At 73.4% G+C, this 23,298-nt stretch carries 15 protein-coding genes; 5 read left to right on the plus strand and 10 right to left on the minus strand.

From position 1 onward, the window contains the following. Positions 1-52: 52 nt before the first annotated feature. The 7 genes from sucD to ACYF6T_RS06270 form a co-directional block, all read right to left on the minus strand. Positions 53-937 carry a succinate--CoA ligase subunit alpha gene (gene sucD / locus ACYF6T_RS06240; RefSeq protein ID WP_461694051.1) on the minus strand — a complete coding sequence of 295 codons (885 nt, stop codon included), beginning with the start codon at positions 935-937 and terminating at the stop codon, positions 53-55. 26 nt (positions 938-963) lie between these two features. Continuing rightward, complete coding sequence (sucC, locus tag ACYF6T_RS06245) at positions 964-2,142, minus strand: ADP-forming succinate--CoA ligase subunit beta (protein ID WP_461694053.1); 1,179 nt, start codon at positions 2,140-2,142, stop codon at positions 964-966. Positions 2,143-2,797: 655 nt separating this feature from the next. Beyond that, positions 2,798-4,546, minus strand: coding sequence for a hypothetical protein (locus ACYF6T_RS06250; protein WP_461694055.1), 1,749 nt, complete (start codon positions 4,544-4,546; stop codon positions 2,798-2,800). A 253-nt stretch (positions 4,547-4,799) separates the two neighbouring features. Beyond that, on the minus strand, positions 4,800-5,966 hold the full coding sequence (locus tag ACYF6T_RS06255) for a hypothetical protein (protein WP_461694056.1): 1,167 nt from the start codon (positions 5,964-5,966) through the stop codon (positions 4,800-4,802). A 237-nt stretch (positions 5,967-6,203) separates the two neighbouring features. Continuing rightward, complete coding sequence (locus ACYF6T_RS06260; protein WP_461694057.1) at positions 6,204-7,379, minus strand: VWA domain-containing protein; 1,176 nt, start codon at positions 7,377-7,379, stop codon at positions 6,204-6,206. A gap of 160 nt (positions 7,380-7,539) precedes the next feature. Continuing rightward, on the minus strand, positions 7,540-9,888 hold the full coding sequence (locus ACYF6T_RS06265; protein ID WP_461694059.1) for a DUF5682 family protein: 2,349 nt from the start codon (positions 9,886-9,888) through the stop codon (positions 7,540-7,542). Positions 9,889-10,104: 216 nt separating this feature from the next. Beyond that, positions 10,105-11,235 (minus strand): ATP-binding protein, encoded by a 1,131-nt coding sequence (locus tag ACYF6T_RS06270; protein ID WP_461694061.1) that lies wholly within the window; start codon positions 11,233-11,235, stop codon positions 10,105-10,107. 132 nt (positions 11,236-11,367) lie between these two features. Here ACYF6T_RS06270 and ACYF6T_RS06275 point away from each other — a divergent pair, with 132 nt between their 5' ends. Both ACYF6T_RS06275 and ACYF6T_RS06280 read left to right on the plus strand, forming a co-directional pair. Then, positions 11,368-12,720 carry an SWIM zinc finger family protein gene (locus ACYF6T_RS06275; protein ID WP_461694063.1) on the plus strand — a complete coding sequence of 451 codons (1,353 nt, stop codon included), beginning with the start codon at positions 11,368-11,370 and terminating at the stop codon, positions 12,718-12,720. 157 nt (positions 12,721-12,877) lie between these two features. Continuing rightward, on the plus strand, positions 12,878-14,545 hold the full coding sequence (locus tag ACYF6T_RS06280; protein ID WP_461694064.1) for a DUF5691 domain-containing protein: 1,668 nt from the start codon (positions 12,878-12,880) through the stop codon (positions 14,543-14,545). Here the strand turns inward: ACYF6T_RS06280 and ACYF6T_RS06285 are convergent. Then, entirely contained in the window at positions 14,542-14,958 is a 417-nt protein-coding gene (locus ACYF6T_RS06285; protein WP_037886971.1) for a cobalamin B12-binding domain-containing protein, read from the minus strand. The genes ACYF6T_RS06280 and ACYF6T_RS06285 overlap by 4 nt on opposite strands. Before the next feature lie 551 nt (positions 14,959-15,509). Here ACYF6T_RS06285 and ACYF6T_RS06290 point away from each other — a divergent pair. Both ACYF6T_RS06290 and ACYF6T_RS06295 read left to right on the plus strand, forming a co-directional pair. After that, positions 15,510-16,373 (plus strand): lipase family alpha/beta hydrolase, encoded by an 864-nt coding sequence (locus ACYF6T_RS06290; protein ID WP_461694065.1) that lies wholly within the window; start codon positions 15,510-15,512, stop codon positions 16,371-16,373. Positions 16,374-16,570: 197 nt separating this feature from the next. Next, positions 16,571-18,007 carry a M23 family metallopeptidase gene (locus tag ACYF6T_RS06295; protein ID WP_461694067.1) on the plus strand — a complete coding sequence of 479 codons (1,437 nt, stop codon included), beginning with the start codon at positions 16,571-16,573 and terminating at the stop codon, positions 18,005-18,007. Between the two features lie 33 nt (positions 18,008-18,040). On the opposite strand, the gene pcrA is transcribed toward ACYF6T_RS06295, so the two are convergent. Both pcrA and ACYF6T_RS06305 read right to left on the minus strand, forming a co-directional pair. After that, on the minus strand, positions 18,041-20,521 hold the full coding sequence (gene pcrA / locus ACYF6T_RS06300; RefSeq protein ID WP_461694069.1) for a DNA helicase PcrA: 2,481 nt from the start codon (positions 20,519-20,521) through the stop codon (positions 18,041-18,043). A gap of 79 nt (positions 20,522-20,600) precedes the next feature. After that, positions 20,601-21,680, minus strand: coding sequence for a ScyD/ScyE family protein (locus ACYF6T_RS06305; protein ID WP_461694070.1), 1,080 nt, complete (start codon positions 21,678-21,680; stop codon positions 20,601-20,603). 426 nt (positions 21,681-22,106) lie between these two features. On the opposite strand from ACYF6T_RS06305, the gene ACYF6T_RS06310 reads away from it, so the two are divergent. Then, on the plus strand, positions 22,107-23,279 hold the full coding sequence (locus ACYF6T_RS06310; protein ID WP_461694071.1) for a C40 family peptidase: 1,173 nt from the start codon (positions 22,107-22,109) through the stop codon (positions 23,277-23,279). Positions 23,280-23,298: the final 19 nt, after the last annotated feature.

The following is a 23,298-nucleotide window of genomic DNA, read 5'->3' on the forward strand; positions in this document are numbered from 1 at the left end:
GTGGGCCCGCCCCCACCCGGGGACGGGCCCACCGACGAACCGCTTGCGAACCTCAGGCGCTCAGGATCTCCCGCGCCAGCTTCGCCGTCTCCGTCGGCGTCTTGCCGACCTTGACGCCGGCGGCCTCGAGGGCCTCCTTCTTCGCCTGCGCCGTGCCGGAGGAGCCGGAGACGATGGCGCCGGCGTGGCCCATGGTCTTGCCCTCGGGCGCGGTGAAGCCCGCGACGTAGCCGACGACCGGCTTGGTCACGTTCTCCTTGATGAAGGCCGCGGCCCGCTCCTCGGCGTCGCCGCCGATCTCGCCGATCATGACGATCAGGTCGGTGTCGGGGTCGTCCTGGAAGGCGGCCAGGGCGTCGATGTGGGTGGTGCCGATGATCGGGTCACCGCCGATGCCGACGGCCGTGGAGAAGCCGATGTCCCGCAGCTCGTACATCATCTGGTACGTCAGCGTGCCGGACTTCGACACCAGGCCGATGCGGCCCGGCTTGGTGATGTCGCCCGGGATGATGCCGACGTTCGACTGGCCCGGGGTGATGATGCCGGGGCAGTTCGGGCCGATGATGCGGGTCTTGTTGCCCTTCTTGCCGGCGTACGCCCAGAAGGCGGCCGTGTCGTGCACGGCGATGCCCTCGGTGATCACGACGGCCAGCGGGATCTCGGCGTCGATGGCCTCGACGACCGCGTCCTTGGTGAACTTCTCCGGCACGAAGATGACGGAGACGTTGGCGCCGGTCTTCTCGATGGCCTCCTTGACGGTGCCGAAGACCGGTACCTCGGTGCCGTCGAAGTCCACGGAGGTGCCCGCCTTGCGCGGGTTCACGCCGCCCACGACGCTGGTGCCGTCGCCGAGCATGAGCTTGGTGTGCTTCATGCCGGTGGAGCCGGTCATGCCCTGGACGATGACCTTGCTGTCCTTGTTGAGCCAGATAGCCATGGTGTTCGGTGTCCTCGTCCTCGTGCTTACTTGGCGGCGGCCAGCTCGGCGGCCTTGTCGGCCGCGCCGTCCATGGTGTCGACGCGCTGCACCAGCGGGTGGTTGGCGTCGGTGAGGATCTGGCGGCCCAGCTCGGCGTTGTTGCCGTCGAGGCGGACGACCAGCGGCTTGGTGACGTCCTCGCCGCGCTCCTCCAGGAGCTTCAGGGCCTGCACGATGCCGTTGGCGACCTCGTCGCAGGCGGTGATGCCACCGAAGACGTTGACGAAGACGGACTTGACGTCCGGGTCGCCGAGGATGATCTCCAGGCCGTTCGCCATGACCTGGGCGGAGGCGCCACCGCCGATGTCCAGGAAGTTGGCGGGCTTGACGCCGCCGTGCTTCTCGCCGGCGTAGGCGACGACGTCCAGGGTGCTCATCACGAGACCGGCGCCGTTGCCGATGATGCCGACCTCGCCGTCGAGCTTGACGTAGTTGAGGTTCTTCTCCTTGGCGGCGGCCTCCAGCGGGTTGGCCGCGGCCTTGTCGTGGAGCTCCTCGTACTCGGGGTGACGGAACTCGGCGTTGTCGTCGAGCGACACCTTGCCGTCGAGGGCGATGACCTCGCCGGAGGCGACCTTCGCCAGCGGGTTGACCTCGACCAGGAGGGCGTCCGACTTGATGAAGGTGTCCCACAGCTTGACCAGGACGTTGGCGACCTTGTCCGCGACCTCGGCCGGGAACTTGGCGGCCGCGACGATCTCGCGGGCCTTGGCCTCGTCCACACCGTCGATCGGGTCGATCGGGGTCTTGGCGACGGCCTCCGGACGGGTGGCCGCCACCTCCTCGATCTCCATGCCGCCCTCGACGGAGGCGATGGAGAGGAAGGTGCGGTTGGCACGGTCGAGGAGGAAGGAGACGTAGTACTCCTCGACGATCTCCGGGGCGGTCTCGGCGATCATCACCTTGTGGACCGTGTGGCCCTTGATGTCCATGCCGAGGATGTCCGTCGCACGGGCGACGGCCTCGTCCGCGGAGGCGGCCAGCTTGACGCCGCCGGCCTTGCCGCGACCACCGACCTTCACCTGCGCCTTGACGACGGACTTGCCGCCCAGACGCTCGGTGATCTCGCGCGCCGCCTCAGGCGTGTCGATGACTTCACCGGCCAGCACCGGTACATCGTGCTTGGCGAAGAGGTCCCTCGCCTGGTACTCGAACAGGTCCACGCGCTTCCGTCCCTATCAGTGATCTCGCGGTTCGTTGGATGCGTGGGCGTGCCGCGAAGGGCAACGTGACGACGTCCGCATGTGTCACAAGGGAAGCGCACACGGTGTCCGAGCGCGCGGCATGTCCGTCTCGCAGGTTATCGCCGCTTGCGGGACCTCCCTAAATCGAGGGTCACACCTGAGCGGTGATACCTGTCACATGATGCCGCGCTCACTGGCACGGCGTGCCGGATGTGAGGGCGCGCCCCCGGAAAGCGCTCCCGGGGGAGCTGGGGAGGAGAGAGCGGAAAGGTGCGGCGGAGGTGCCGGGGAGAGACCGGGAAGGGGCTCGGCCGGCGGCCGGGAATCGGCCAGGGTGGGTGACGAAGGCCGAGAGGCCGGGGCAGGGCCTCACCGGGCTGGGGTTGGCCCGATGAGGCCCCTTGTACGGCCCCGAAGCCCCTCGGAAGGGCCTGGTCGCGGGGCCTGGGCGGGCGGTCCCCACCCCAATGGGGACCGCCCGCCCCTGCCGTGAGGGTGCCGGACGGACGGACCGACGGCTTTCGGCCGTCCGGGCCCTTCGTCCTCACGGAGTCGGTGTTCGCCGCGGCGGTCGCATCCGCTCGCCGGGCGCGGTCGTCGCGGGTGGCGCCTTACGGCGCCGGTGGGCGGCGGGTCAGATGCTGTACGGGGTGGCCTGGTGGCCGTCGCCCGGCGTGACGTGGCCCGGCGTGACCGACTCGGCGACGCTCTGGACGCCGGTGACGGCGTGCCCGGCGAGCGGGGCGCCGGTGGCCTCGACGGTGCCGGTCAGCTCCTGGGCGAAGGGCGCGACCTGAGCCGTGACGCCGTGCGCGAAGGGGCCGGCCGAGCCGACGACACCGTCCGCGAACGGGGCGACCTCACCGGTCACGCCGTACGCCAGCCCGCCCGCGCTGCCGGCGACGCCCCGCACGACCGGCTGCACGAGGTCGACGACGGGCTGCACGGCCCCGCCGACCCCCTGCGCGAACGGACCGACCTCACCGGTCACGCCGTACGCCAGCCCTTCCGCACTGCCGGTGACGCCGTGGGCGAGCGGCGGCACACCGCCGACGACACCGCCGGCGACCCCGTCGGCGAAGGAGGTGACGTCACCCCCCACGCCGTACGCCAGCCCGCCCGCGTCCCGCACGGCCTGCCCGGCGACGGGCAGCACCCCGTGCACGGCGGTGTCCACGACCGGCGGCAGCACGGACCCGGTGACATCCGACGTGACCTGCCCGACCAGCCCGGTGGCGTAGGCCGGCACGGCACCGACGACACCGGCGACGACCGGGGTCACGCCGTGCACGGCATCCGCCGCGGTCGAGGTGACGCCCTGGGCGGCATCCGTCGCAACCGACGTGACGCCCTGTACGGCAGTCGTGGCGACCGGCGTCACGTCGGCCGCCGCGTTTCCGGCGACCGGGACGACGCCCGTGACCGTGCCCTCGACGACCGGGGTGACGCCGTGCACGGCGGAGACGGCCACCGGCGGGACGGCCGCGGTGACCGCCTCGTCGACGACCGGGGTGACCTGGCCGGGGAGCCCCTGGACGGTGCCGACGACCTGCTGGTGGACGCCGTTCACCGTTCCCGTGACGTGGCTCGGGACGCCGGCGACGGAGGTCTCGGCCGCCGCGGTCACCCGGCGCGCGGCGCTCACCTGGCCGCCGGCGGTGCGGCCCGCGCCCGCGACGGCCTGGACCGCCTTCGTCCGTACGGCGCCGTCGACGCCCTGCGCCTGCGTGCGCGCCGCCGACTGGACGGCCTGGAGCTTGGTCTGGGCGGCGGCCAGGGCCTCCTCCACCTCGGGGGCGAAGGCGGCGAGCGGGCCGAACAGGTAGTCGACCTCGCCCCCGGCGGACGTCGTGTCCGAGACCGCCGTACGCGCCACGGCCTCGCTCTCCCCGGCGGCGGCCTTGGCCCGCGCCTGCGCGGCCCGGGCGGCCTTGGCGCCCTGGATGGCCGCGGCGCCCTTGATCTTCGAGGCCCTGGAGCCGGCGGCCTGGCGGACCTGCTCGGTCGTGGTGGTCGCCGTAGGCGCCTTCGTCGCGCCGGTCACGCCGTCGGCCGTGCCCTCGGCCGTGCCCGTGACGGTGGACGCCGCCTCGCCCGCGCTGTCGGCGGTCGTCGAGGCCGCGTCGCCGGTCACGCCCGCGACGGTGTCCCGCACGCCGGTCACCACACCGTCGACCGTGTCCGTCACGGTGTCGGTGACCTGGCCGAGGGTGTCGGTGAGGACGGAGGTGTCCCCGCTGGTGGTGGTCGTGCCGGTCGTCGCGTCCGGTACGGAGACGGAGGTGGCCGACAGTTCGTCCGCGCTGGCGGCGGCCGAACCGAGCGCCCAGGCGCCGGTGACGCCGGCGGCTATGACGATGGAGCGGCGGATGTTCTTGTTCATGGGTGCGTCAGATCCTTGGATCCTCGGGAGCTTCGCGGGCGCGACGGGACACGCGGAGCCGAGTGGGCTCCCGGTGTTCCCGGGCCTCGGAGGCTGGGGGGACATTTCCGGGGCCGGTTTCCGGTGGTGGTCCGGGGAGTCGGGGACCAGCGGAGCCGGCGCGTGCGTCCGGGGTTCGGAGGGGGTCCGGACGGGTGGGCAGACCTGTTCCGCCCCCGCGCGTCAGGTCTGCGGCGGGGGGAGGGTCTGTCGCCTAGGCGGGGGAAACCGGAATGTCCCGGTGCCTGTCCCGGATCGGCGCCGCGTCGGCGCGCGCGGGGGTACCGGCCACGAGGCGCAGCGGCGCCCGGTGGTCCAGGGTCACGGCGCAGGCGCCGCCGTGACGCGGGGTGCCGTTGTCGACGGCCGAACGGTTGCCCTGCGCACCGCCCGTGTCACCGTCGGGCGCCCGGTGCGCCGGGGGGAACCCGGTGTGGGCGGCCGCCGCCCGGCCACCGGCGTGCGCGGCGCCGCCGGTCGCGGGGGTGGTCCCCGGCCCGTACGTCACGCCGGACGCCCCGGCACGGGTACGGCCGTCGGAGGACGGCGCGTCCGACGGCTGTCCCGCCGTGCCCGGCTGCGGTGCCGGCGTGACCGGTGCCGGCGAGGTCTGCACCGGAAGCCCCGGCAGACCGGGCACGGAGGGCAGGCCGGGCAGGCTCGGGAGACCGGGCAGGGTGGTCGACGCTCCGGGGAGCGTCGGGAGGGCGGGCAGCGACGACAACGGCGGTATCTGCGCCGTCACTTCGCCGAGCCCGGCCGTGACCGTTTCGACCAGCCCGCCGACCGGGCGCAGTACCTGCTCGTCCACGGACCGCAGGACGCCGTCGGTCAGGGGGGCGAGGATCTGACCGACCTGGCCGACCTGGCCGACCTGTGTCGGTGGGGTGGTGACGGGGTCGGTGGGATCAGCGGGGGTGGGCTCGGCCGGTGCCGGCTTCGGCCTGGCCGGGGTTGCCCTGTGGTGGGGGGCCGGCTTGGCCGGGGGTGCCGGGTGGGTCGGTGCCTGGGGGGCGGGGGCGCTCGGGGCGGGCTGGACCGGAGTCGTCCCCTGGGACGGCGTCCCTTGAGGAGCGGTTCCCCGAGGAGCCGTCGCCTGAGGCGTGGCCGGTCCAATCTGCGGCGGCAGCAGCGCGCCGACCGTCCCGTTCACCAACGCGCGCACGGCGTGCGCCGGTTGGGAAGGCACCGACGGAGCCGACGAGCCGTCCTGCGCCGTGAGTGCCGTCGGCGTGCCCTCCGCCGCGTGCGCCTGTTCCCCACAGAGGAACCCGAGCGCGAACAACCCGCCAACCAGCAGCACCACGTGCAGCGCACGCCGCCCCGCCGCCGTGCGCATCACGCGCAGAGCGGCACCGGACAGTGCGGCTGGCGAGGTCAAGAGGGGAAGAGTCCTCCCGTGCGGCGGAACGGTTGACGCGTGACGAGCGACGAGACGGCGCGACGCGGAAGAGCGAGCGGAGCGCTGCGCACCGCTGAGGTGTTCGATCCTTGCACGGCCCTCCCGAGGTTGCGCAAGCCCCGCGTTACCGATGGGTAGTCATGTCCCTTTTGCTGGCCCGGGTCCGACGACGATGGGTCGACAAATCGTCAGCTACCCTGCCGGGTCGCCCGGCCGTCACGCAGTCTCCGGTATCGGCAGCGGCCGCTTCTCGATCGCCGCCGCCATCACCTCCGGGAAGAGATCGGGCGTGCAGGCGAACGCCGGTGCCCCCAGCGCGGCGAGCGCCGCCGCGTGCTCCCGGTCGTAGGCGGGCGCCCCTTCGTCGGACAGCGCGAGCAGCGCCACGAACTGCACGCCCGACGCCTTCATCGCCGCCACCCGCTTCAGCATCTCGTTGCGGATGCCCCCTTCGTACAGGTCGCTGATCAGCACGACGACCGTGTCCGCGGGCCGGGTGATCTGCGACTGGCAGTACGCCAGCGCCCGGTTGATGTCCGTGCCGCCGCCGAGCTGGGTGCCGAACAGGACGTCGACCGGGTCGTCGAGCTGGTCGGTGAGGTCGACGACCGCCGTGTCGAAGACGACGAGCCGGGTGGTGATCGACCGCATGGACGCCAGCACCGCCCCGAAGACGGAGGCGTAGACGACGGATGCCGCCATCGAGCCCGACTGGTCGATGCAGAGCACCACTTCCTTCTTGACCGACTGCGACGCCCGCCCGTACCCGACGAGCCGCTCCGGCACGATCGTGCGGTACTCCGGCAGGTAGTGCTTGAGGTTGGCCGCGATCGTGCGGTTCCAGTCGATGTCGTGGTGGCGCGGCCGGTTGATCCGCGCGCTGCGGTCGAGGGCGCCGGTGAGGGTGGCCCGGGTGCGGGTGGCGAGCCGCTTCTCCAGGTCGTCGACGACCTTGCGGACGACCGCCCGTGCCGTCTCCTTCGTCGTCTCCGGCATCGCCTTGTTGAGGGAGAGCAGCGTGCCGACGAGGTGCACGTCGGCCTCCACCGCCTCCAGCATCTCCGGCTCCAGGAGGAGCGTGGACAGGCCGAGCCGGTCGATGGCGTCACGCTGCATGACCTGGACGACGGAGGAGGGGAAGTACGTGCGGATGTCGCCGAGCCAGCGCGCCACCGACGGCGCCGACGCCCCGAGCCCCGCCGAACGGTCCCGCCCCGCCTGCCCCTGCTTCTCCCCCTTGTCCCGCTTGCCGTACAGCGCGGTGAGCGCCCCGTCCATCGCCGCGTCCTGGCCCGACAGCGCGCATCCGGTGCCGTCGGCCGCGTCGCCCCCGAGGACCAGCCGCCAGCGCCTGAGGCGTTCCCGCGCCGGGTCCGTCGCCGGCGTCGTCATCCCCGCACCCCCGGTCATCCCCGCACCCCCGTACGGTGCCGGTCCCAGAGCGGGACCACGGTCACGGTCGTCGCCGGCCGGACACCGGCCCGGGGCCCGCGTCCTTCCCGGACGGTCTCCGCCTTGCTTCCGCCCCGCGCCTTCCGCTGACCGCTCGTCATCACGCCACCCCCGCGTAGTCGTCGTTCCGTCTGTCCTCGTCGTCGGCGTCCAGTCCGAGCAGCAGCCGCACCACCGGCACCACCGCGTCCGCCCGCTCGGCGTCCAGGTCGGCGGCGAAGCCCGGTATGCCGGCACCGGCCGCCGCGCCGCCCCGCCGGTCCGGACCACGCCGGACCAGCTCACCAAGCGTGCGCCGCACCCCTGGCTCGTACGCCGAGAACGTGCGCCGCAGCAGCGGCAGTACGTCGGTGAACGCCTCCGCCGGCACGCCGGTCAGCCAGGCGTCCACCAGCCCGAGCAGCCGCTCGTCGTGCACGAGCAGCATCCCGCCGCCGGAGCCCCCGCCCACGAAGCCCTCGATCCAGGCGGCCGCGTCGCCCGGCGGTGTCCCCGGCGACAGCACGAGCCCCATCAGCCGGGCCGTCTCGTCCTGCGCCAACTCCCCGTCGTCCAGCAGCAGTCGCGTGGCGCGCCCCCGGACGACGCCGGGAACGGTGTCCCGTGCGGACAGCACCCGCAACACCGTGTGCCACCGCCCGCGCAGGTCGCCGTGGGCCGGTGCGGGCGCGTCGCCGAGCAGGCCCACCGCCCGGTGCACGGCGTCCACATGGCCGCGCATCTCCTGCGCCGCGTCCGCGTCGAGGGCGGCGCAGGCCGGGGGCAGTCCGACGAAGACGCGCTCGGCGAGTCCGGCGGCGACCTCGGCGAGCGCCGCGGTGTCCGTGCCGCGCACGTCGCCGTAGCGCAGGGAGCGGACCAGGGCCGGCAGGGCCTGGGCGAGGTGGCCGACGTCCGCGTCCAGCGCCGCCCGGTCCGCCAGCACCCGCATCACCACGGGCAGCGCGTCGGGCAGTTCGGCCAGCAGGCACCGCTCGGCCAGGCCCGTGACCTCGGCGAGCGCCTGCGCGGCCACGGCGTCCGCCTCCGCCTTGGCGGTCGCGGCGGCGAGCACGGTCGTCCCCCATACCCCGGCCTCGGCCACCCGCACGGACAGCTCCGGCTCCCAGCGCAGCCGCCAGGTCTCCCGGAACGTCCCCGTGCTGCCCCGCGAGGCCGCCGGCTCGCCCCACCCGACGCCCAGCAGCCGCAGCCGGTGCAGCAGCCTGCTGCGCGCGGCGTCGGTCTCCTTGCGCAGGTCGAGCTCCAACTCCCGCTCCAGCGCCTCCGGTTTGAGCCGCAGCCGGCGCTGCAACCGGTCCAGGTCCCGCTGCAACGGCACGGCCGGCGCCGACCGCGGCACCTCCCCCAGCACGTCCCCGACGACCAGCCGGTCGTGCACCAGCGTCAGCGGCACGTCCGAGCCCTCGCACATCACCGCCCGCACCGCGTCGGTCGTCTCGCCGAGCCCGGGCAAGGGTCGTCCGCGCATCGCCGCGAGCGTCTCGGCCAGCCGTACCGCCTCGATGACGTGCGCCGAGGAGACGATCCGGTCCTCGGCCCGCAGCAGCCCGGCCACCTTGGTCATCCACCGCTCCACCGGCCGGTCCGGGGCGCTGAACAGGTGTCCGTACCATCCCGGCGACTCGATGCCCGCGCCGTATCCGCTGACCCGGGACAGCCGCCGGTGCGTCCACGGCACCCACGTCATGTCCGTCTTGACCTTCGGCAGCCCCTTGAGCAGGGCGCGGTCGGCGGCGACAGCGGACTTCCGGCGCAGCGCCGGCACGTGCCAGGCCCCGCACACCACGGCCACCTCGTCCCCGAACTCCCGCTGCGCCGCCCGCACCTGGAGCCGCATGTACGCCTCGCGCACCAGGTCCCGGTCGTGGCCCCCGCTGCCGTACGCCTCCCGCAGCGCCCCCATGGCCTCCTCCAGCGCGGTGAACGGCGCGAAGGCGTCCCCCTCCCCCGCTCCCCGGTGCTCGACGACGTCCTCCCACCAGCGCTCGGGGTCGTCGTAGCCGGCGGTCTCGGCGAGGACGGCGAGGGGGTCGACGCGGACGTCGGAGGCGGGGCCGCCTTCGGGGCCGGGCCGGTCGTCGTCGGCACCGGGCTGCGCCTCCTCCCTCCCCCACGCCAGCGTGTGCGTCGCGGGCAGGTCGATGAAGCTCGCCGGGACGTCGTGTTCCAGGGCCCAGCGGATCGCGACCCACTCCGGGGAGAACTCGGCCAGCGGCCAGAACGCCGAGCGGCCGGGCTCGTCCACGGCGTGGGCGAGGAGGGCGACCGGCGGCCGCATGTCCTCGTCGGCGGCCAGCGGGATGAGGGCGTCGGCCTCCGGCGGTCCCTCGATCAGCACGGCCCGGGGCCGGGCCGCCTCCAGCGCCGCCCGCACGGCCCGGGCCGACCCCGGCCCGTGGTGCCGTACGCCCAGCAGCAGCGGACCGCGCCTGTCCTGTCCCGTCACACCGTCCCCCTCGTCACAGCACCCACCGACCGCCGCCCCGGGACATCCGCCCGGCGCCCGCACCGCCGACTCCGCCCGCACCGCCGTCACCGGTGCCGCCCGCCGCGCCCACTCCGCGCGCCCTGCGTGTCCCGCGCGCCGAACGGGCCGATGCGTTGCTTCCGCCGTTCCCACCGCTGCCACCGTTTCCGGCCGGGCGGCCCCAGCCGAGGTCGTTCACGCGCTCACCTCGCGGCAGGCGCGGTAGAAGTCCATCCAGTCGTCCCGCTCGCGGACGACCGCCTCCAGGTACTCCTGCCAGATGACGCGGTCGGCGGCGGGGTCGCGCACCACGGCGCCGAGGATGCCCGCGGCGACGTCGCCGGCCCGCAGCACGCCGTCGCCGAAGTGGGCGGCCAGCGCGAGGCCGTTGGTGACGACCGAGATCGCCTCCGCCGTCGACAGCGTGCCGCTGGGCGACTTGAGCTTCGTGCGGCCGTCGGCGGTGACGCCGTCGCGCAGCTCACGGAAGACGGTCACCACGCGGCGGATCTCGTCGATGCCGTCCGGCACGGCCGGCAGGTCGAGGGAGCGGCCGATCTGGTCGACGCGGCGCGAGACGATGTCGACCTCGGCCTCGACGCTCTCCGGCAGCGGCAGCACCACCGTGTTGAAGCGCCGGCGCAGGGCGCTGGAGAGGTCGTTGACCCCGCGGTCGCGGTCGTTGGCCGTGGCGATGAGGTTGAACCCGCGGACCGCCTGCACCTCCTGGCCCAACTCCGGTATGGGCAGCGTCTTCTCGGACAGGATCGTGATGAGTGTGTCCTGCACGTCGGCCGGGATCCGGGTGAGCTCCTCCACCCGCGCCGTCATCCCCTCGGCCATGGCCCGCATGACGGGGCTGGGCACGAGGGCGTCGCGGCTCGGGCCGTGCGCGAGCAGCTGCGCGTAGTTCCAGCCGTACCGGATCGCCTCCTCCGGCGTGCCGGCCGTGCCCTGCACCAGCAGGGTCGAGTCGCCGCTGACCGCCGCCGCCAGGTGCTCCGACACCCACGTCTTCGCGGTGCCGGGCACGCCGAGCAGGAGCAGGGCGCGGTCGGTGGCGAGCGTGGTGACGGCGACCTCGACGATGCGGCGCGGGCCCACGTACTTCGGCGTGATCACCGTGCCGTCCGGCAGGGTGCCGCCCAGCAGATACGTCGCCACCGCCCACGGCGACAGCTTCCAGCGGGCCGGACGCGGGCGGTCGTCCTGCGCGGCGAGCGCCGCCAGTTCCTCCGCGAAGGCGTCCTCGGCGTGCGGTCGCAACGCCTCGGCCCGCTCTTTCTCCAGCGGGTCGACGGAAGTCGGTTCGACGGACACAGACATGGCTGAGGCCCCCTCCAGCTCGGCCGGTTCGGTTCTGCCACCAACCCTGCACCACGCCACTGACAATCGCTCTGACCTGGGAAAACGTGCTCGCGAGGCCGATTGTCAGTGGGGGGATCTACCTTCGATGGCATGACTCAGCAGGGGGTGCGCTGGACCGCGGACCAGGTGCTGGCACTGGCGCCTGACGACGCGTCACGCAAAGCGGGAAGCAAACTCGGCGCGGCCGGCCCGTGGTCCGAGGCCGGCAGTTCCGACGAGGGGACGGTGTGGGGGCTGTGCAAGGGCAGTGGCAGCAAGCCGTATCAGACGGTCATCGACATGGCCGACGCCTCCGGGCCCGCGTACAAGTGCAGTTGTCCGAGCCGGAAGTTCCCGTGCAAACACGCGCTCGGGCTGCTGCTGCTCTGGGCGGGCGGGGACGGGGCGGTGCCGACCGGCCAGGCGCCGGACTGGGCCGAGCAGTGGCTCGCGGGCCGGCGCAGACGCGCGCAGGAGAAGAAGGGAGAAGAGGCGGCATCCGCGCCGGGGTCCGCTGATCCCGAGGCGGCGCGGCGGCGGGCGGAGCGCCGGGCCGAGCGGATCACGGCGGGGGCGACGGAGCTGGAGCAGCGCCTGGCCGACCTGCTGCGCGGCGGTCTGGCCGCGGCGGAAGGCGCGGGGTACGGGCTGTGGGAGGAGACGGCGGCCCGCATGGTCGACGCCCAGGCTCCCGGACTGGCCACGCGCGTGCGGGAGTTGGGGTCGATACCGGCCTCCGGGCCCGGCTGGCCGGTGCGGTTGCTGGAGGAGTGCGCGCTGCTCCACCTCCTCGACCAGGGCTGGCTGCGGCGCGGGCGGCTGCCGGAGGGGCTGGCGGCGACGGTCCGGTCACGCGTCGGCCTGAGCTCCTCGGCGGACGGACCGCCGGTGCGGGACCGCTGGCTGGTGCTGGCCCAGTACGACACGTCGGACGTGCGCCTGACGACTCGCCGGATCTGGCTGTACGGCGCCGACTCGGACCGCACGGCGCTGCTGCTCTCCTACGGCGCCGCGGGCCGCGCCCCGGAGCTGGCGTTGCCGGTGGGGCTGGCCCTGGAGGCGGAGGTGGCCGCGTATCCGGGCGCGGGGCAGCCGCGGGCGGCCCTGGGGGAGCAGTTCGCGGCCCCGGCGCCGACGCAGCTGCGGCCGCCGGGGGTGACGACGGCCGAGGCGGCGGCGCGGTACGGCAGGGCGCTGCGCGACGACCCGTGGCTGGACTCCGTCCCGGTCACCCTGGACCGGGTGGTGCCCGTTCCGGACGGCGAGGGGTGGCAGCTCGCGGACGCCGACGAGGACTCGGCGCTGCCGCTGACGCCGGCCGCCCGGGCCCGCTCCGGCCTGTGGCGGCTCGTCGCCCTCTCCGGCGGAGCACCGGTCAGGGTCTTCGGCGAGTGCGGCCACCAGGGCTTCACCCCGCTGACGGCGTGGCCGGAGGGGCCGGGAGAGGCGGTCGCCCTGTGCTGAGCAGCCTCGACGGCGGGCGCCGCGTCACCCGTCCCGCTCCTCACCGACCGCACCCATCACACGACGCCCCATGCGCGCATGTGTGCCGCATAACTGGACACCCGACAGGGCCGTCCCTCGCCGCACTCACCGGCAGGCGCCGACGGAAAGGAACCGTATGAGCAGCACCCCCACCTCCGTGGACACGCCCGCTGCGGGCGCCTGGGAGGAGCTCGTCACGGCGGCGCTGCTCGGGACGGAGCGCCGGACCCCGCCGGGCTGCGTGCCGGGGCGGCAGGCGCCGGTGGCGCTGCTGGACGCGGCGGCCGCCGAGACCGTACGGCGCCGGGCCGGGCTGCGCCCCGCACGGGCGGCCGCCCGTCCGGAACCGGCCCCCGAGGACCCGCGCCCGGCGCTGCCCGCCGCGGCGGCGCGCCGGCTGGCGATGCTGCTGGCCGACCGCCCCGGCACGGGCGGCGGTGGCCGCAGGGGCACGGCGCCGGACCTCATGGAGCTGCTGCCCCAGTGGCTGGCGGCGGCCAACGCCCGCGGTTTCGCGGCGCCCGCCGCGCTGCTGCCCGCGCTGCTGGACGCCGCGCGCGGACGGACGGACCTGCGGTCGGCGGTGCTGACGTTCGCGGGGCCGCGGGCCGTGTGGCTGGCCCGGTTGAACACGGAGTGGCGGTTCGCGCTGCGGGCCGCACCGGGCGGGGGCACCGCACTGCCGGACCCGCGGGACACGGAGCGGATCCACCGCCTGTGGCAGGAGGGCCTGTTCGCCGAGCGGGTGGCCCTGCTCGCCGCGATCCGCGCGCGTGAGCCGGCCGCCGCCCGCGAGCTGCTGGCGACGACCTGGCCGACGGAGCGGGCCGAGGACCGCCTGATGTTCCTCGACTCGCTGCGCACGGGCCTCGGCCCGCAGGACGAGCCCTTCCTGGAGCAGGCGCTGTCCGACCGCAGTCGCAACGTCCGGGCGACGGCGGCCGAGTTGCTCTCCGCGCTGCCGGACTCCGCGCTCGCGGCGCGCATGGCGGTCCGGGCCGGGTCGTGCGTGGCCGTGGACCACACGCGGGACACGCCGACGCTCACCGTCGAGGCCCCGCACGAGTGCGACTCGAGCATGGAGCGCGACGGTGTGGTGGCCAAGGCGCCCGCGGGACGGGGTGAACGGTCGTGGTGGTTCGGTCAGTTGGTGGAGGCGGCACCGCTCGGGACATGGCCGGCGCGGCTCGGCGGACGTACGCCCGGGCAGATCGTGGCCCTTCCGGTGGCGGACGACTGGCAGGGCGAGCTGCACGCGGCCTGGTGCCGGGCGGCCGTGCGGCAGCGGAACGCCGAGTGGGCGCGGGCGCTGCTGGGCGCGCCCTCCGCTCCCGAGGCGGGCGGGCCGGGAGCGGTGTCACTGGCCGAGCGGGCCAAGCTGCTCGGCACGCTGGGCGCCGCCGAACGGGCCGACTGGGTGGCCGGCTTCATCGCGGCGCACGGTCTGTCCGAGGCGTTCCAGCTGCTGGGGGTGTGCGCGGCGCCGTGGGCGGCGCCGCTCGGACGGGCGGTGGTCGACGCCCTCAACATCGCGCGCGACGCGGGGAGTTACCCATGGAGTTTCAGTGGAGTGATGGGCCTGGCCGAGCGCTGCCTCGACCCGTGCGAGGCGAGCCGCCTCGACGGCCTGCTGGCCGTCCCGGACGAGTCCGAGGACGCCTCGCCGGGAGCGGGCGGGTACTGGGCCGAGGCGTTCCAGCGGCTGGTGTCGACGTTGCGCCTGCGCGCGGCGATGGCGCAGGAACTGGAGGCGGAGCCCCCAGGGACGCCCACCCCGACGCATCCGCGGCGGGCGACGGGCTAGGCGCCTGCCGGCTGCCGGACGTTGGCCCGCACCCAGTCCACGATCGACTGCGTCGTCGCCCCGGGCGTGAAGATCTCCGCGACGCCCTTCTCCTTCAGCGGCGGGATGTCCGCCTCCGGGATGATCCCGCCGCCGAAGACCAGGATGTCCTCGGCGTCCCGCTCCTTGAGCAGGTCGATCACGGCCGCGAACAGCGTGTTGTGCGCGCCGGAGAGGATGGACAGCCCGATCGCGTCGGCGTCCTCCTGGATCGCGGTGTCGACGATCTGTTCGGGCGTCTGATGGAGCCCGGTGTAGATGACCTCCATGCCGGCGTCGCGCAGCGCCCGCGCGATCACCTTGGCCCCGCGATCATGGCCGTCGAGCCCCGGCTTGGCCACCACGACGCGGATCGGACCGGCTGCCACACCCATCACTGCCTCCATGAAGCGACTGCATGCGTCCCTACCGACGAGTACCTCGGTACCCGCACCGGCCGGGGAAGTGAACGAACGTTATCGCCAGCATCCCGCAACCGGCCGTTTCACGGTGGACAGCGAGGGGGAAATCACACGGTGGGACACGTTCGCAGCGCAACGTTCCAGCGGGAGCAAGCGCAACGGGAGCCGCAACGAGGTCGCCGCACCACCGCGCCGCAGGCCGCGCGCCGTGGCGGTGCGGCGCATCGACCAGGGCAGGAAAGGCACGCAGGGCAGGTCAGGCACGACAGCGGGGATCCTCGTCGCCACACCGGCACAGGGCCTCGCCGTCTCATCGGCGTCACAGGCGCACCACCAGGCACGACCAGAACCACCCGTACGACCGGAACCACCGGAGCCATCCGAACCACCCGCGCCGTATTCGCCGTATCCAGGCCTCGTCTCGCGCGCCTCTTTCGCGCCTCGTCGACCGTCTTCGGCGCGATTCCCCATGAGGGCGCACGGGGGACGGAGTCGTCCTCCCGTGTGCCGACAGGAGGTCGGCCATGATGGTCACCAGGGCGGTGCAGCCCTTTCTTCCGTTCTGCCAGCGCCTGCTGCCGGGCAGACTGGCCGGACTCTCACTGACCCTCCTGAAGGCGACGGCCCTGGAGTTCGCGATCCTCGCCGGTCACCTCCTCCTCTATCCCTCGGGCATCACGCAGGAACGCCGGGCGCCGGCCCCCTTCCCCGCGCCGGAGGGCGCCGCGCCGCTGCCGACCGAGGCCAAGCCGCCGGTCGTGCTGCTGCACGGCTTCATCGACAACCGCTCGGTCTTCGTCCTGCTGCGCCGCAGCCTGGCCCAGCACGGCCGGCAGCAGATCGAGTCGCTCAACTACTCGCCGCTGACCTGCGACATCCGTACGGCGGCCGAGCTGCTGGGCCGGCACATAGAGGAGATCTGCGAGCGCACCGGCAGCCGGCAGGTCGACGTCGTCGGCCACAGCCTCGGCGGCCTGATCGCCCGGTACTACGTCCAGTGCCTCGGCGGTGACCTGCGCGTCCGCACCCTGGTCACGCTCGGCACCCCGCACGCGGGAACCCGTGTGGTGCCGCTGGCCAACGCGCACCCCATCGTGCGCCAGATGCGCCCGGGCTCGGAGGTGCTGGAGGAGCTGTCGAGGCCCGCGCCCGGCTGCCGTACGCACTTCGTGAGTTTCTGGAGCGACCTCGACCATCTGATGGACCCGCTGGAGACCGCCTGCATCGACCACCCGGACCTGCTGGCGCAGAACGTGCGGGTGAGCGGGATCGGGCATCTCGCCCTGCCCGTGCACCCGGCCGTCGCGACGGGCATACGGCAGGCCCTCGACGCCGAGGGGACCGGAGCCGAGTCCGCCGCCCACTCCGGTGGTCTGACCGTGGCGTGACACCGGGAGAACCCCGACCGCGATCGAACACTCCTCGAACACAGGGCCAAGGCCGTGCCCGCACTCCCCCGAAACACGGCCGAATGCCCGTTTCCCGCGCGCCCGAAACCCGTTGAAGATTGTCGCGCCCGCATACCGCCGGGTACAGTCGCCGCACTGCTCTGGCAGCCCCTGTTGTCGAGGCGAAAGAGAAGTTGGTGAACGACCGTCACCCGTCGGGGATCCTGACCACCCCGACCCCGGCTTCCGACGCCGCCTCGGCGCACTACGCGTCGTACGGCACGCAGGAAGCCCAGTACGGCGACTTCACCACCTACGGCGGCTACGACGCGAACGGTTTCGCCACCGGCGCCCACACCACGGCGACCTTCGACGCGGACCCCCTCTTCGGGAGCCTGCCGGGCGAGCACACGGGCGCCTACGACACGACCGCCTGGAGCACGGGCGGCCACCAGACCCTGAACTACGACGCCTACGCGGCCCAGCACCACGCCGCCTACGACACCGGCGCGTACGACACGACCGCCTGGGGCACCGGCCACCCGCAGCTCTCCGCCATCCCGCCGCAGTCCACCGGCAACGACACCTCCGGCCAGTGGGACGCCGGCGCGTGGCTCCAGCCCGGGCAGTCCGAGGCCCCGGCCGACCAGACGCAGCACTGGGAATGGGGCACGCAGGCCTTCGACACCGGCGCCTACGACGCCACGCAGTGGAACGCGGCCCCCGACGAACCCGCCGCCGAGGACGAGAGGCCGGCCGCCACCGGCGTGCTGCCCGTCCTGGACCCGGAGACCGGGGACACGGCGGAGACGGCGCAGGCGGAGGCGGAGTCCCCGCTTCTCGACGACCAGGAAGAGGCCGCGCCGGCTCCGGCCTCGCGCGTGGCCGCCCGTGCCGCGGGCCGCTCCCGCCGCCGTACGCCCGCCAAGCGCTCCGCGCTGCTGACGGTGGCCGTGCCCTCGGCGTGCGTGATGGGCGTGGCGGGGATCGCCGCCGCCTCTGTCGGCACCCTGACCGGCGACAAGGACACCTCGACGACGGCCTCGGACGCGCACGCGGTGAAACCGTCCGCCGCCAACAACAAGCTGGACACCCAGCTGGAGAGCCTCTCCGCCGGCGCCGACGACTTCGCCGACCGGGCCAGCCGTACGCAGGAGCGCATCGACCTCAAGGCCGAGCAGCTCGCCGAGAAGAAGAAGGCGGCGGCCGAGGCGGCCCGCAAGGAGCGGCTGCGCCCGAAGTACGTCCTGCCGGTGACCCAGAGGGGGCTCAGCGCCTACTTCGGCCAGGCGGGCGTCAACTGGATGTCCGTGCACACCGGCATCGACTTCCCCGTCTCCTACGGCACGACGGTGATGGCCGCGACCGACGGCACCGTCCGCACGCAGTGGAACAGCGCGTACGGCAACATGATGATCGTGACGGCGAAGGACGGCACGGAGACCTGGTACTGCCACCTCTCCAGCTACCGCGTCGCCTCCGGTACGACGGTGAAGGCCGGCGACCCGATCGCGTACTCCGGCAACTCCGGCAACTCGACCGGCCCCCACCTGCACTTCGAGGTGCGGCCGGCGGGCGGTTCGCCGATAGACCCGCTGCCGTGGCTGCGCAGCCACGGGCTGGACCCGACGTAGGGCCCAGCCCCTTGGGACCGGCGGGCCGTCCCGCTACAGCTTCTCCACCGGCGCGTACCGCAGCAGCAGCCGCTTCGGCTTGGCGTCCCCGAAGTCGATCGTCGCCTCCGCGTTGGCGCCCGTGCCCTTCACCGCGACGACCGTGCCGAGCCCGAACTGGTCGTGGGTGACCCGGTCGCCGACCGCGAGCGAGACCACCGGCTTGTCGGAGGCCCGGCTGGTGGCGAACCCGGAGGCACCCTTCGCCGAGGAGCGCGAACGCGAGGACGACAGGGAGGCCGCCACACCCGACACCGGGCCGGAGGAGACCGGTGCCGTGGCGCCGGTCCGCTTCCAGTCGACGTGCTGCGCCGGGATCTCCTCCAGGAAGCGGGAGGGCGGGTTGTACGACGGCTGCCCCCACGCGCTGCGCAGCGACGAGCGCGTCAGATACAGCCGTTCCCGCGCGCGGGTGATGCCGACGTAGGCCAGGCGCCGCTCCTCCTCCAGCTCCTTGGTCTGGCCGAGGGCGCGCATGTGCGGGAAGACGCCGTCCTCCATGCCGGTGAGGAAGACGACCGGGAACTCCAGGCCCTTGGCGGTGTGCAGGGTCATCAGGGTGATGACGCCGGAGCCGTCCTCGTCCTCGTCGGGGATCTGGTCGGAGTCGGCGACCAGGGCGACCCGCTCCAGGAAGTCGGCGAGCGAGCCGGTGGCCTCCTCCGACTCCTGCTCGAACTCCAGCGCCACGGCCGCGAGTTCCTGGAGGTTCTCGATCCGGGTCTCGTCCTGCGGGTCGGTGGAGGCCTGCAACTCGGCGAGGTAGCCGGTGCGTTCGAGCACCGCCTCCAGGACGGTCGCCGGGCCCGCGCCGGACTCGACGATCGTACGGAGCTCCTCCATCAGCGTGTTGAACTTCTTGACGGCGTTGGTCGACCGGGCCGCCATGCCGTACGCCTCGTCGACGCGGCGCAGCGCCTGCGGGAAGCTGATCTTCTCCCGCTGGGCGAGGGCGTCGATCATCGCCTCCGCGCGCTCGCCGATGCCGCGCTTGGGGACGTTGAGGATGCGGCGCAGCGGCACCGAGTCCTCCGGGTTGGCCAGCACCCGCAGGTAGGCCAGGACGTCCCGGACCTCCTTGCGCTCGTAGAAGCGGACGCCGCCGACGACCTTGTAGGGCAGGCCGACGCGGATGAAGACCTCTTCGAAGACACGGGACTGGGCGTTGGTGCGGTAGAAGACGGCGACGTCGCCGGCCTTCGCCTCGCCCGCGTCGACCAGGCGGTCTATCTCGTCGGCGACGAACTGGGCCTCGTCGTGCTCGGTGTCGGCGACGTAGCCGGTGATGCGCGCGCCCGCGCCGGCGTTGGTCCACAGGTTCTTCGGGCGGCGGGACTCGTTGCGCTCGATGACCGCGTTGGCCGCGCTGAGGATGGTCTGCGTGGAGCGGTAGTTCTGCTCCAGCAGGATCGTCGTCGCGTCCGGGTAGTCCTCCTCGAACTGGAGGATGTTGCGGATGGTCGCGCCGCGGAAGGCGTAGATCGACTGGTCGGCGTCGCCCACCACGCACAGTTCGGCCGGTGGCACGTCGTGCTCGTCGGGCGGTACGTCGACGGGGTGCTCGCTGGTGCCGACGAGCTCCCTGACCAGGGCGTACTGGGCGTGGTTGGTGTCCTGGTACTCGTCGACGAGGACGTGGCGGAAGCGGCGGCGGTAGTGCTCGGCGACGTCCGGGAAGGCGCGCAGCAGGTTGACCGTCGTCATGATCAGGTCGTCGAAGTCGAGGGCGTTCGCCTCGCGCAGCCGCGACTGGTAGAGGGCGTAGGCCTGGGCGAGGGTCTTCTCGAAGCCGTCGCCGGCCTGGGCGGCGAAGTCCTCCTCGTCGATCAGCTCGTTCTTGAGGTTGCTGATCTTGGCGCTGAAGGACTTGGGCGGGAAGCGCTTGGGGTCGAGGTCCAGGTCGCGGCAGACCAGGGCCATCAGGCGCTTGGAGTCGGCGGCGTCGTAGATCGAGAAGGACGAGGTGAAGCCGAGCTTCTTGCTCTCGCGGCGCAGGATGCGCACGCAGGCGCTGTGGAAGGTCATGACCCACATCGCGTTCGCGCGCGGGCCGACGAGCTGCTCCACGCGCTCCTTCATCTCGCCGGCGGCCTTGTTGGTGAAGGTGATGGCGAGGATCTGGCCCGGGTGGACGCCCCGCTCGGCGAGCAGGTGGGCGATGCGGTGGGTGAGCACGCGCGTCTTGCCGGAGCCGGCGCCGGCGACGATGAGCAGGGGGCTGCCGGCGTGCACGACGGCCGCGCGCTGGTTCTCGTTGAGCCCCTCCAGCAGGGCCGCCGCGTCGATCGCCGGGCGCGGGGCGCCGTCCCGGTAGTAGGCGTCCCGGTCCGGCGGCACGTCGAACTTCCCGCCGAACAGATCGTCCGGAACCGGTTCCGGTACGTGATCGTCCTCGGGGGGCGGCGGGGGTTCCTCCTCGTGGCCGCGGGGGGCCTGGAGGTCCGCCAGGAAGCTGTCGTCAAAGAGGCTGCTCATCGCTCTCCGAGTCTAGGGCGCCCCACTGACAGCCCGCCGCCGCCCTGGGAACATCCGCCGGATCGGTGGCCGGCGGGCCTCAGAAGCCGAGGATCTTCCAGACCTGGCCGCCCGGCGTCCGGTGACCGTCCAGGACGGTCCCGTCACGGTCGGCGACCGACCAGGCCGAGACGTAGACCTTGCCGTCCCAGGGGTCGACGGCCACGCCCGCCGGGAACGGCACCTTCACGCTCGTCCGCGTGGCGCCCGAGACCTTGGTCACGACGCCGGCGAAGAGCTGGCTGACGTAGAGGTCGCCGTGGCCGTTGAAGGCGAGGCCGGTGACCGAGCCGAAGCCGGAGCGCCAGCCGAGGATCTTCCCGCTCGCGGGGTCGACCTTCCACACGCGCGCGGTGGGCTTCGCGGGCTCCCCGTTGAGCTCGCCGACGTAGAGGGAGCCGTCGGGGCCGAGGGCGAGCGAGGTCGGGACCGCCTCGTGGCCGTCGTGGTCCTTGAAGACGGTGAACGGGCGGGCCGAGCCGTCCGGGGCGACCTCGACCAGGTCGTTGCCGGCCGCGTCCGCGACGATCTCGCGGCCGTCGGGGAGGGCGAGGACGGCGTAGGGGTTGGAGTCGACGGAGGCCTTGTGCGGGTTGTACTTCAGTTCGACGGCGGAGATGTCGGCGGCGATCCGTGCCCCGCCCCGGTCGATGGACAGCAGCTTGCCAAGCTTGTTCCAGGGCGGTGCGGTGGGCACGCCGGCCTCCGGCGGCGCCCAGGTCTCCACGCCCCACACGCAGCCGCCCAGGGCCGTGACGCCGTCCAGGCCGACCGAGAAGCCGCCGTCGGGGGCGCCGGCCGAGGGCAGGCCGCCGACCAGGCGCCGGTGCTTCCAGGCACCGCCGTCCCAGAAGATCTTGGTGACGCCCGCCGAGAGGCCGATGCAGGTGGGACCCTCGGGTCCCTGGCCGAGGCACTTCCTGCCGCCCCGGCCCGCCTCGGCGACGTACAGGTGACCGTTGTCGTACGAGAGCTGGCGCGGGTTGTCGAGGCCGGTGGCGATCACGCGGACCACCGGCTTGCCCCCGCCGTGCGCGCCCGCCGCGCTCGCGGGTGCGATGCCCGCGGTGGCGGCGAGTGCGACGGATGTGCCGACGACGAGTGCGGTGCGCTTCCTCATGGCCGTACCCCCTCCCGCCACGGCAGCGGACCGTGGCTGGCTGGAAGTTAGCGCCGGGAACGGGGCGGACGAGGTCACTCCGGGCAGAACACGCACAAGTCGTGGCAGATCACTCCACATTGGCGACCGCGTGCGACGCATTGACCAAAGGTCACGAAAATGTATCGGGCATATCGAACATCAACCTTCACAGGCGCCACACGAGTTGGCTACGGTTCCGGGCAGGCCGTACGACCCCCACCGGCGAACGTCGCCGGGCCGCGCGGCCTCCGCCGAGTCCGGGGCGCCGCCGCGCATCCGGAGCCGGGGACCCAAACCGACCTGGGGTGAATCGGCCCGACTCCCCGCCGGGATCAGGCCGTAGGGCAACCCTTCCGAACCACCCGCGCTCACTCGGCAGGCGGAACATGGAAGGAGTCGCCTCCCTTGGCGTCGCACCGCAAGTCGCGCCCCGCGGGTCCGCGCGTGGCAGGCATACGCACCCCCGCCCTCGCCACGGCCGCCCTCACCTCCGTGGCCCTGCTGTCCCAGTCGGCCAACGCCGCCCCCGCCGCCGACGGCAGGCCGAGCCTGGAGGAGGTCGAGAAGAAGGTCGACGACCTCTACCGCCAGGCCGAGTCGGCCACCGAGAAGTACAACGCGGCCAAGGAGAGGACCACCAAGCAGCGCAAGCGCGTGGACACCCTCCTCGACGACGTGGCCAGGCGCACCCAGAAGCTCAACGAGGCGCGGGAGCAGCTGGGTTCCTTCGCCGCCGCCCAGTACCGCACGGGCGCCGCCGCGCCCGACACCGCGACCTTCCTGCTCGCGGACTCGCCGCAGGACTACTTCGACGAGACGCAGCTGATGAGCCGGCTGACCGGCCGTCAGAAGAGCGCCGTCGACGCCTACGTCACCGAGCAGTCCACGACGATGAAGAAGCGTCAGGAGGCCACCCGGAGCCTGCAGACGCTCACCGAGACGCAGAGCGATCTGCGGACCGCCAAGTCCACGGTCCAGAAGAAGCTCTCCGACGCGCGCGAGCTGCTGTCGCGGCTGAACGCGGAGGAGAAGGCGCGGCTCGCGGCGATCGAGAAGCGCAAGCAGGAGGAGGCCGACCGCAAGGCGGCCGAGCTGGCGGCGCAGCAGAAGGCGGCGGCGCAGGAGGCGAGCGCCTCCTCGGGCACGAGCACCGGCACGAGCACCGGCACGGGCACGAGCAGCGGCACGGGCACCGGCACCTCCTCCGACGGCTCGTACGCCACCAAGGCCGACAAGGCGCTCGCGTTCGCCCGCGCGCAGATCGGCAAGCCGTACGTCTGGGGTGCCACCGGCCCCGACTCCTACGACTGCTCGGGCCTGACCCAGGCCGCCTGGAAGGCCGCCGGCGTCACCCTCCCGCGCACCACCTACGACCAGGTGAACGCGGGCACCACGGTCTCCCTCGCCGACGCCCAGCCCGGTGACCTGATCTTCTTCTACGACGACGTCAGCCACGTCGGCATCTACATCGGCAACGGCATGATGATCCACGCCCCGAAGCCGGGCGCGTACGTCCGCGAGGAGTCGATCTACTACGGCGGCGAGTCGATCATCCACAGCGTGGTACGACCGGCCTGAGCACGCGCCGGCCGCGGCC

The organism is Streptomyces sp. 7R007, from assembly GCF_054850255.1.

Coding starts and splice junctions, on each gene's coding strand:
- ACYF6T_RS06290 (WP_461694065.1), top strand. CDS start 15,510: ATGATGGTCACCAGGGCGGTGCAGCCCTTTCTTCCGTTCTGCCAGCGC.
- ACYF6T_RS06270 (WP_461694061.1), bottom strand. CDS start 11,235: ATGTCTGTGTCCGTCGAACCGACTTCCGTCGACCCGCTGGAGAAAGAG.
- ACYF6T_RS06280 (WP_461694064.1), top strand. CDS start 12,878: ATGAGCAGCACCCCCACCTCCGTGGACACGCCCGCTGCGGGCGCCTGG.
- ACYF6T_RS06260 (WP_461694057.1), bottom strand. CDS start 7,379: ATGACGACGCCGGCGACGGACCCGGCGCGGGAACGCCTCAGGCGCTGG.
- ACYF6T_RS06275 (WP_461694063.1), top strand. CDS start 11,368: ATGACTCAGCAGGGGGTGCGCTGGACCGCGGACCAGGTGCTGGCACTG.
- sucD (WP_461694051.1), bottom strand. CDS start 937: ATGGCTATCTGGCTCAACAAGGACAGCAAGGTCATCGTCCAGGGCATG.
- ACYF6T_RS06305 (WP_461694070.1), bottom strand. CDS start 21,680: ATGAGGAAGCGCACCGCACTCGTCGTCGGCACATCCGTCGCACTCGCC.
- ACYF6T_RS06250 (WP_461694055.1), bottom strand. CDS start 4,546: ATGAACAAGAACATCCGCCGCTCCATCGTCATAGCCGCCGGCGTCACC.
- ACYF6T_RS06285 (WP_037886971.1), bottom strand. CDS start 14,958: ATGGGTGTGGCAGCCGGTCCGATCCGCGTCGTGGTGGCCAAGCCGGGG.
- pcrA (WP_461694069.1), bottom strand. CDS start 20,521: ATGAGCAGCCTCTTTGACGACAGCTTCCTGGCGGACCTCCAGGCCCCC.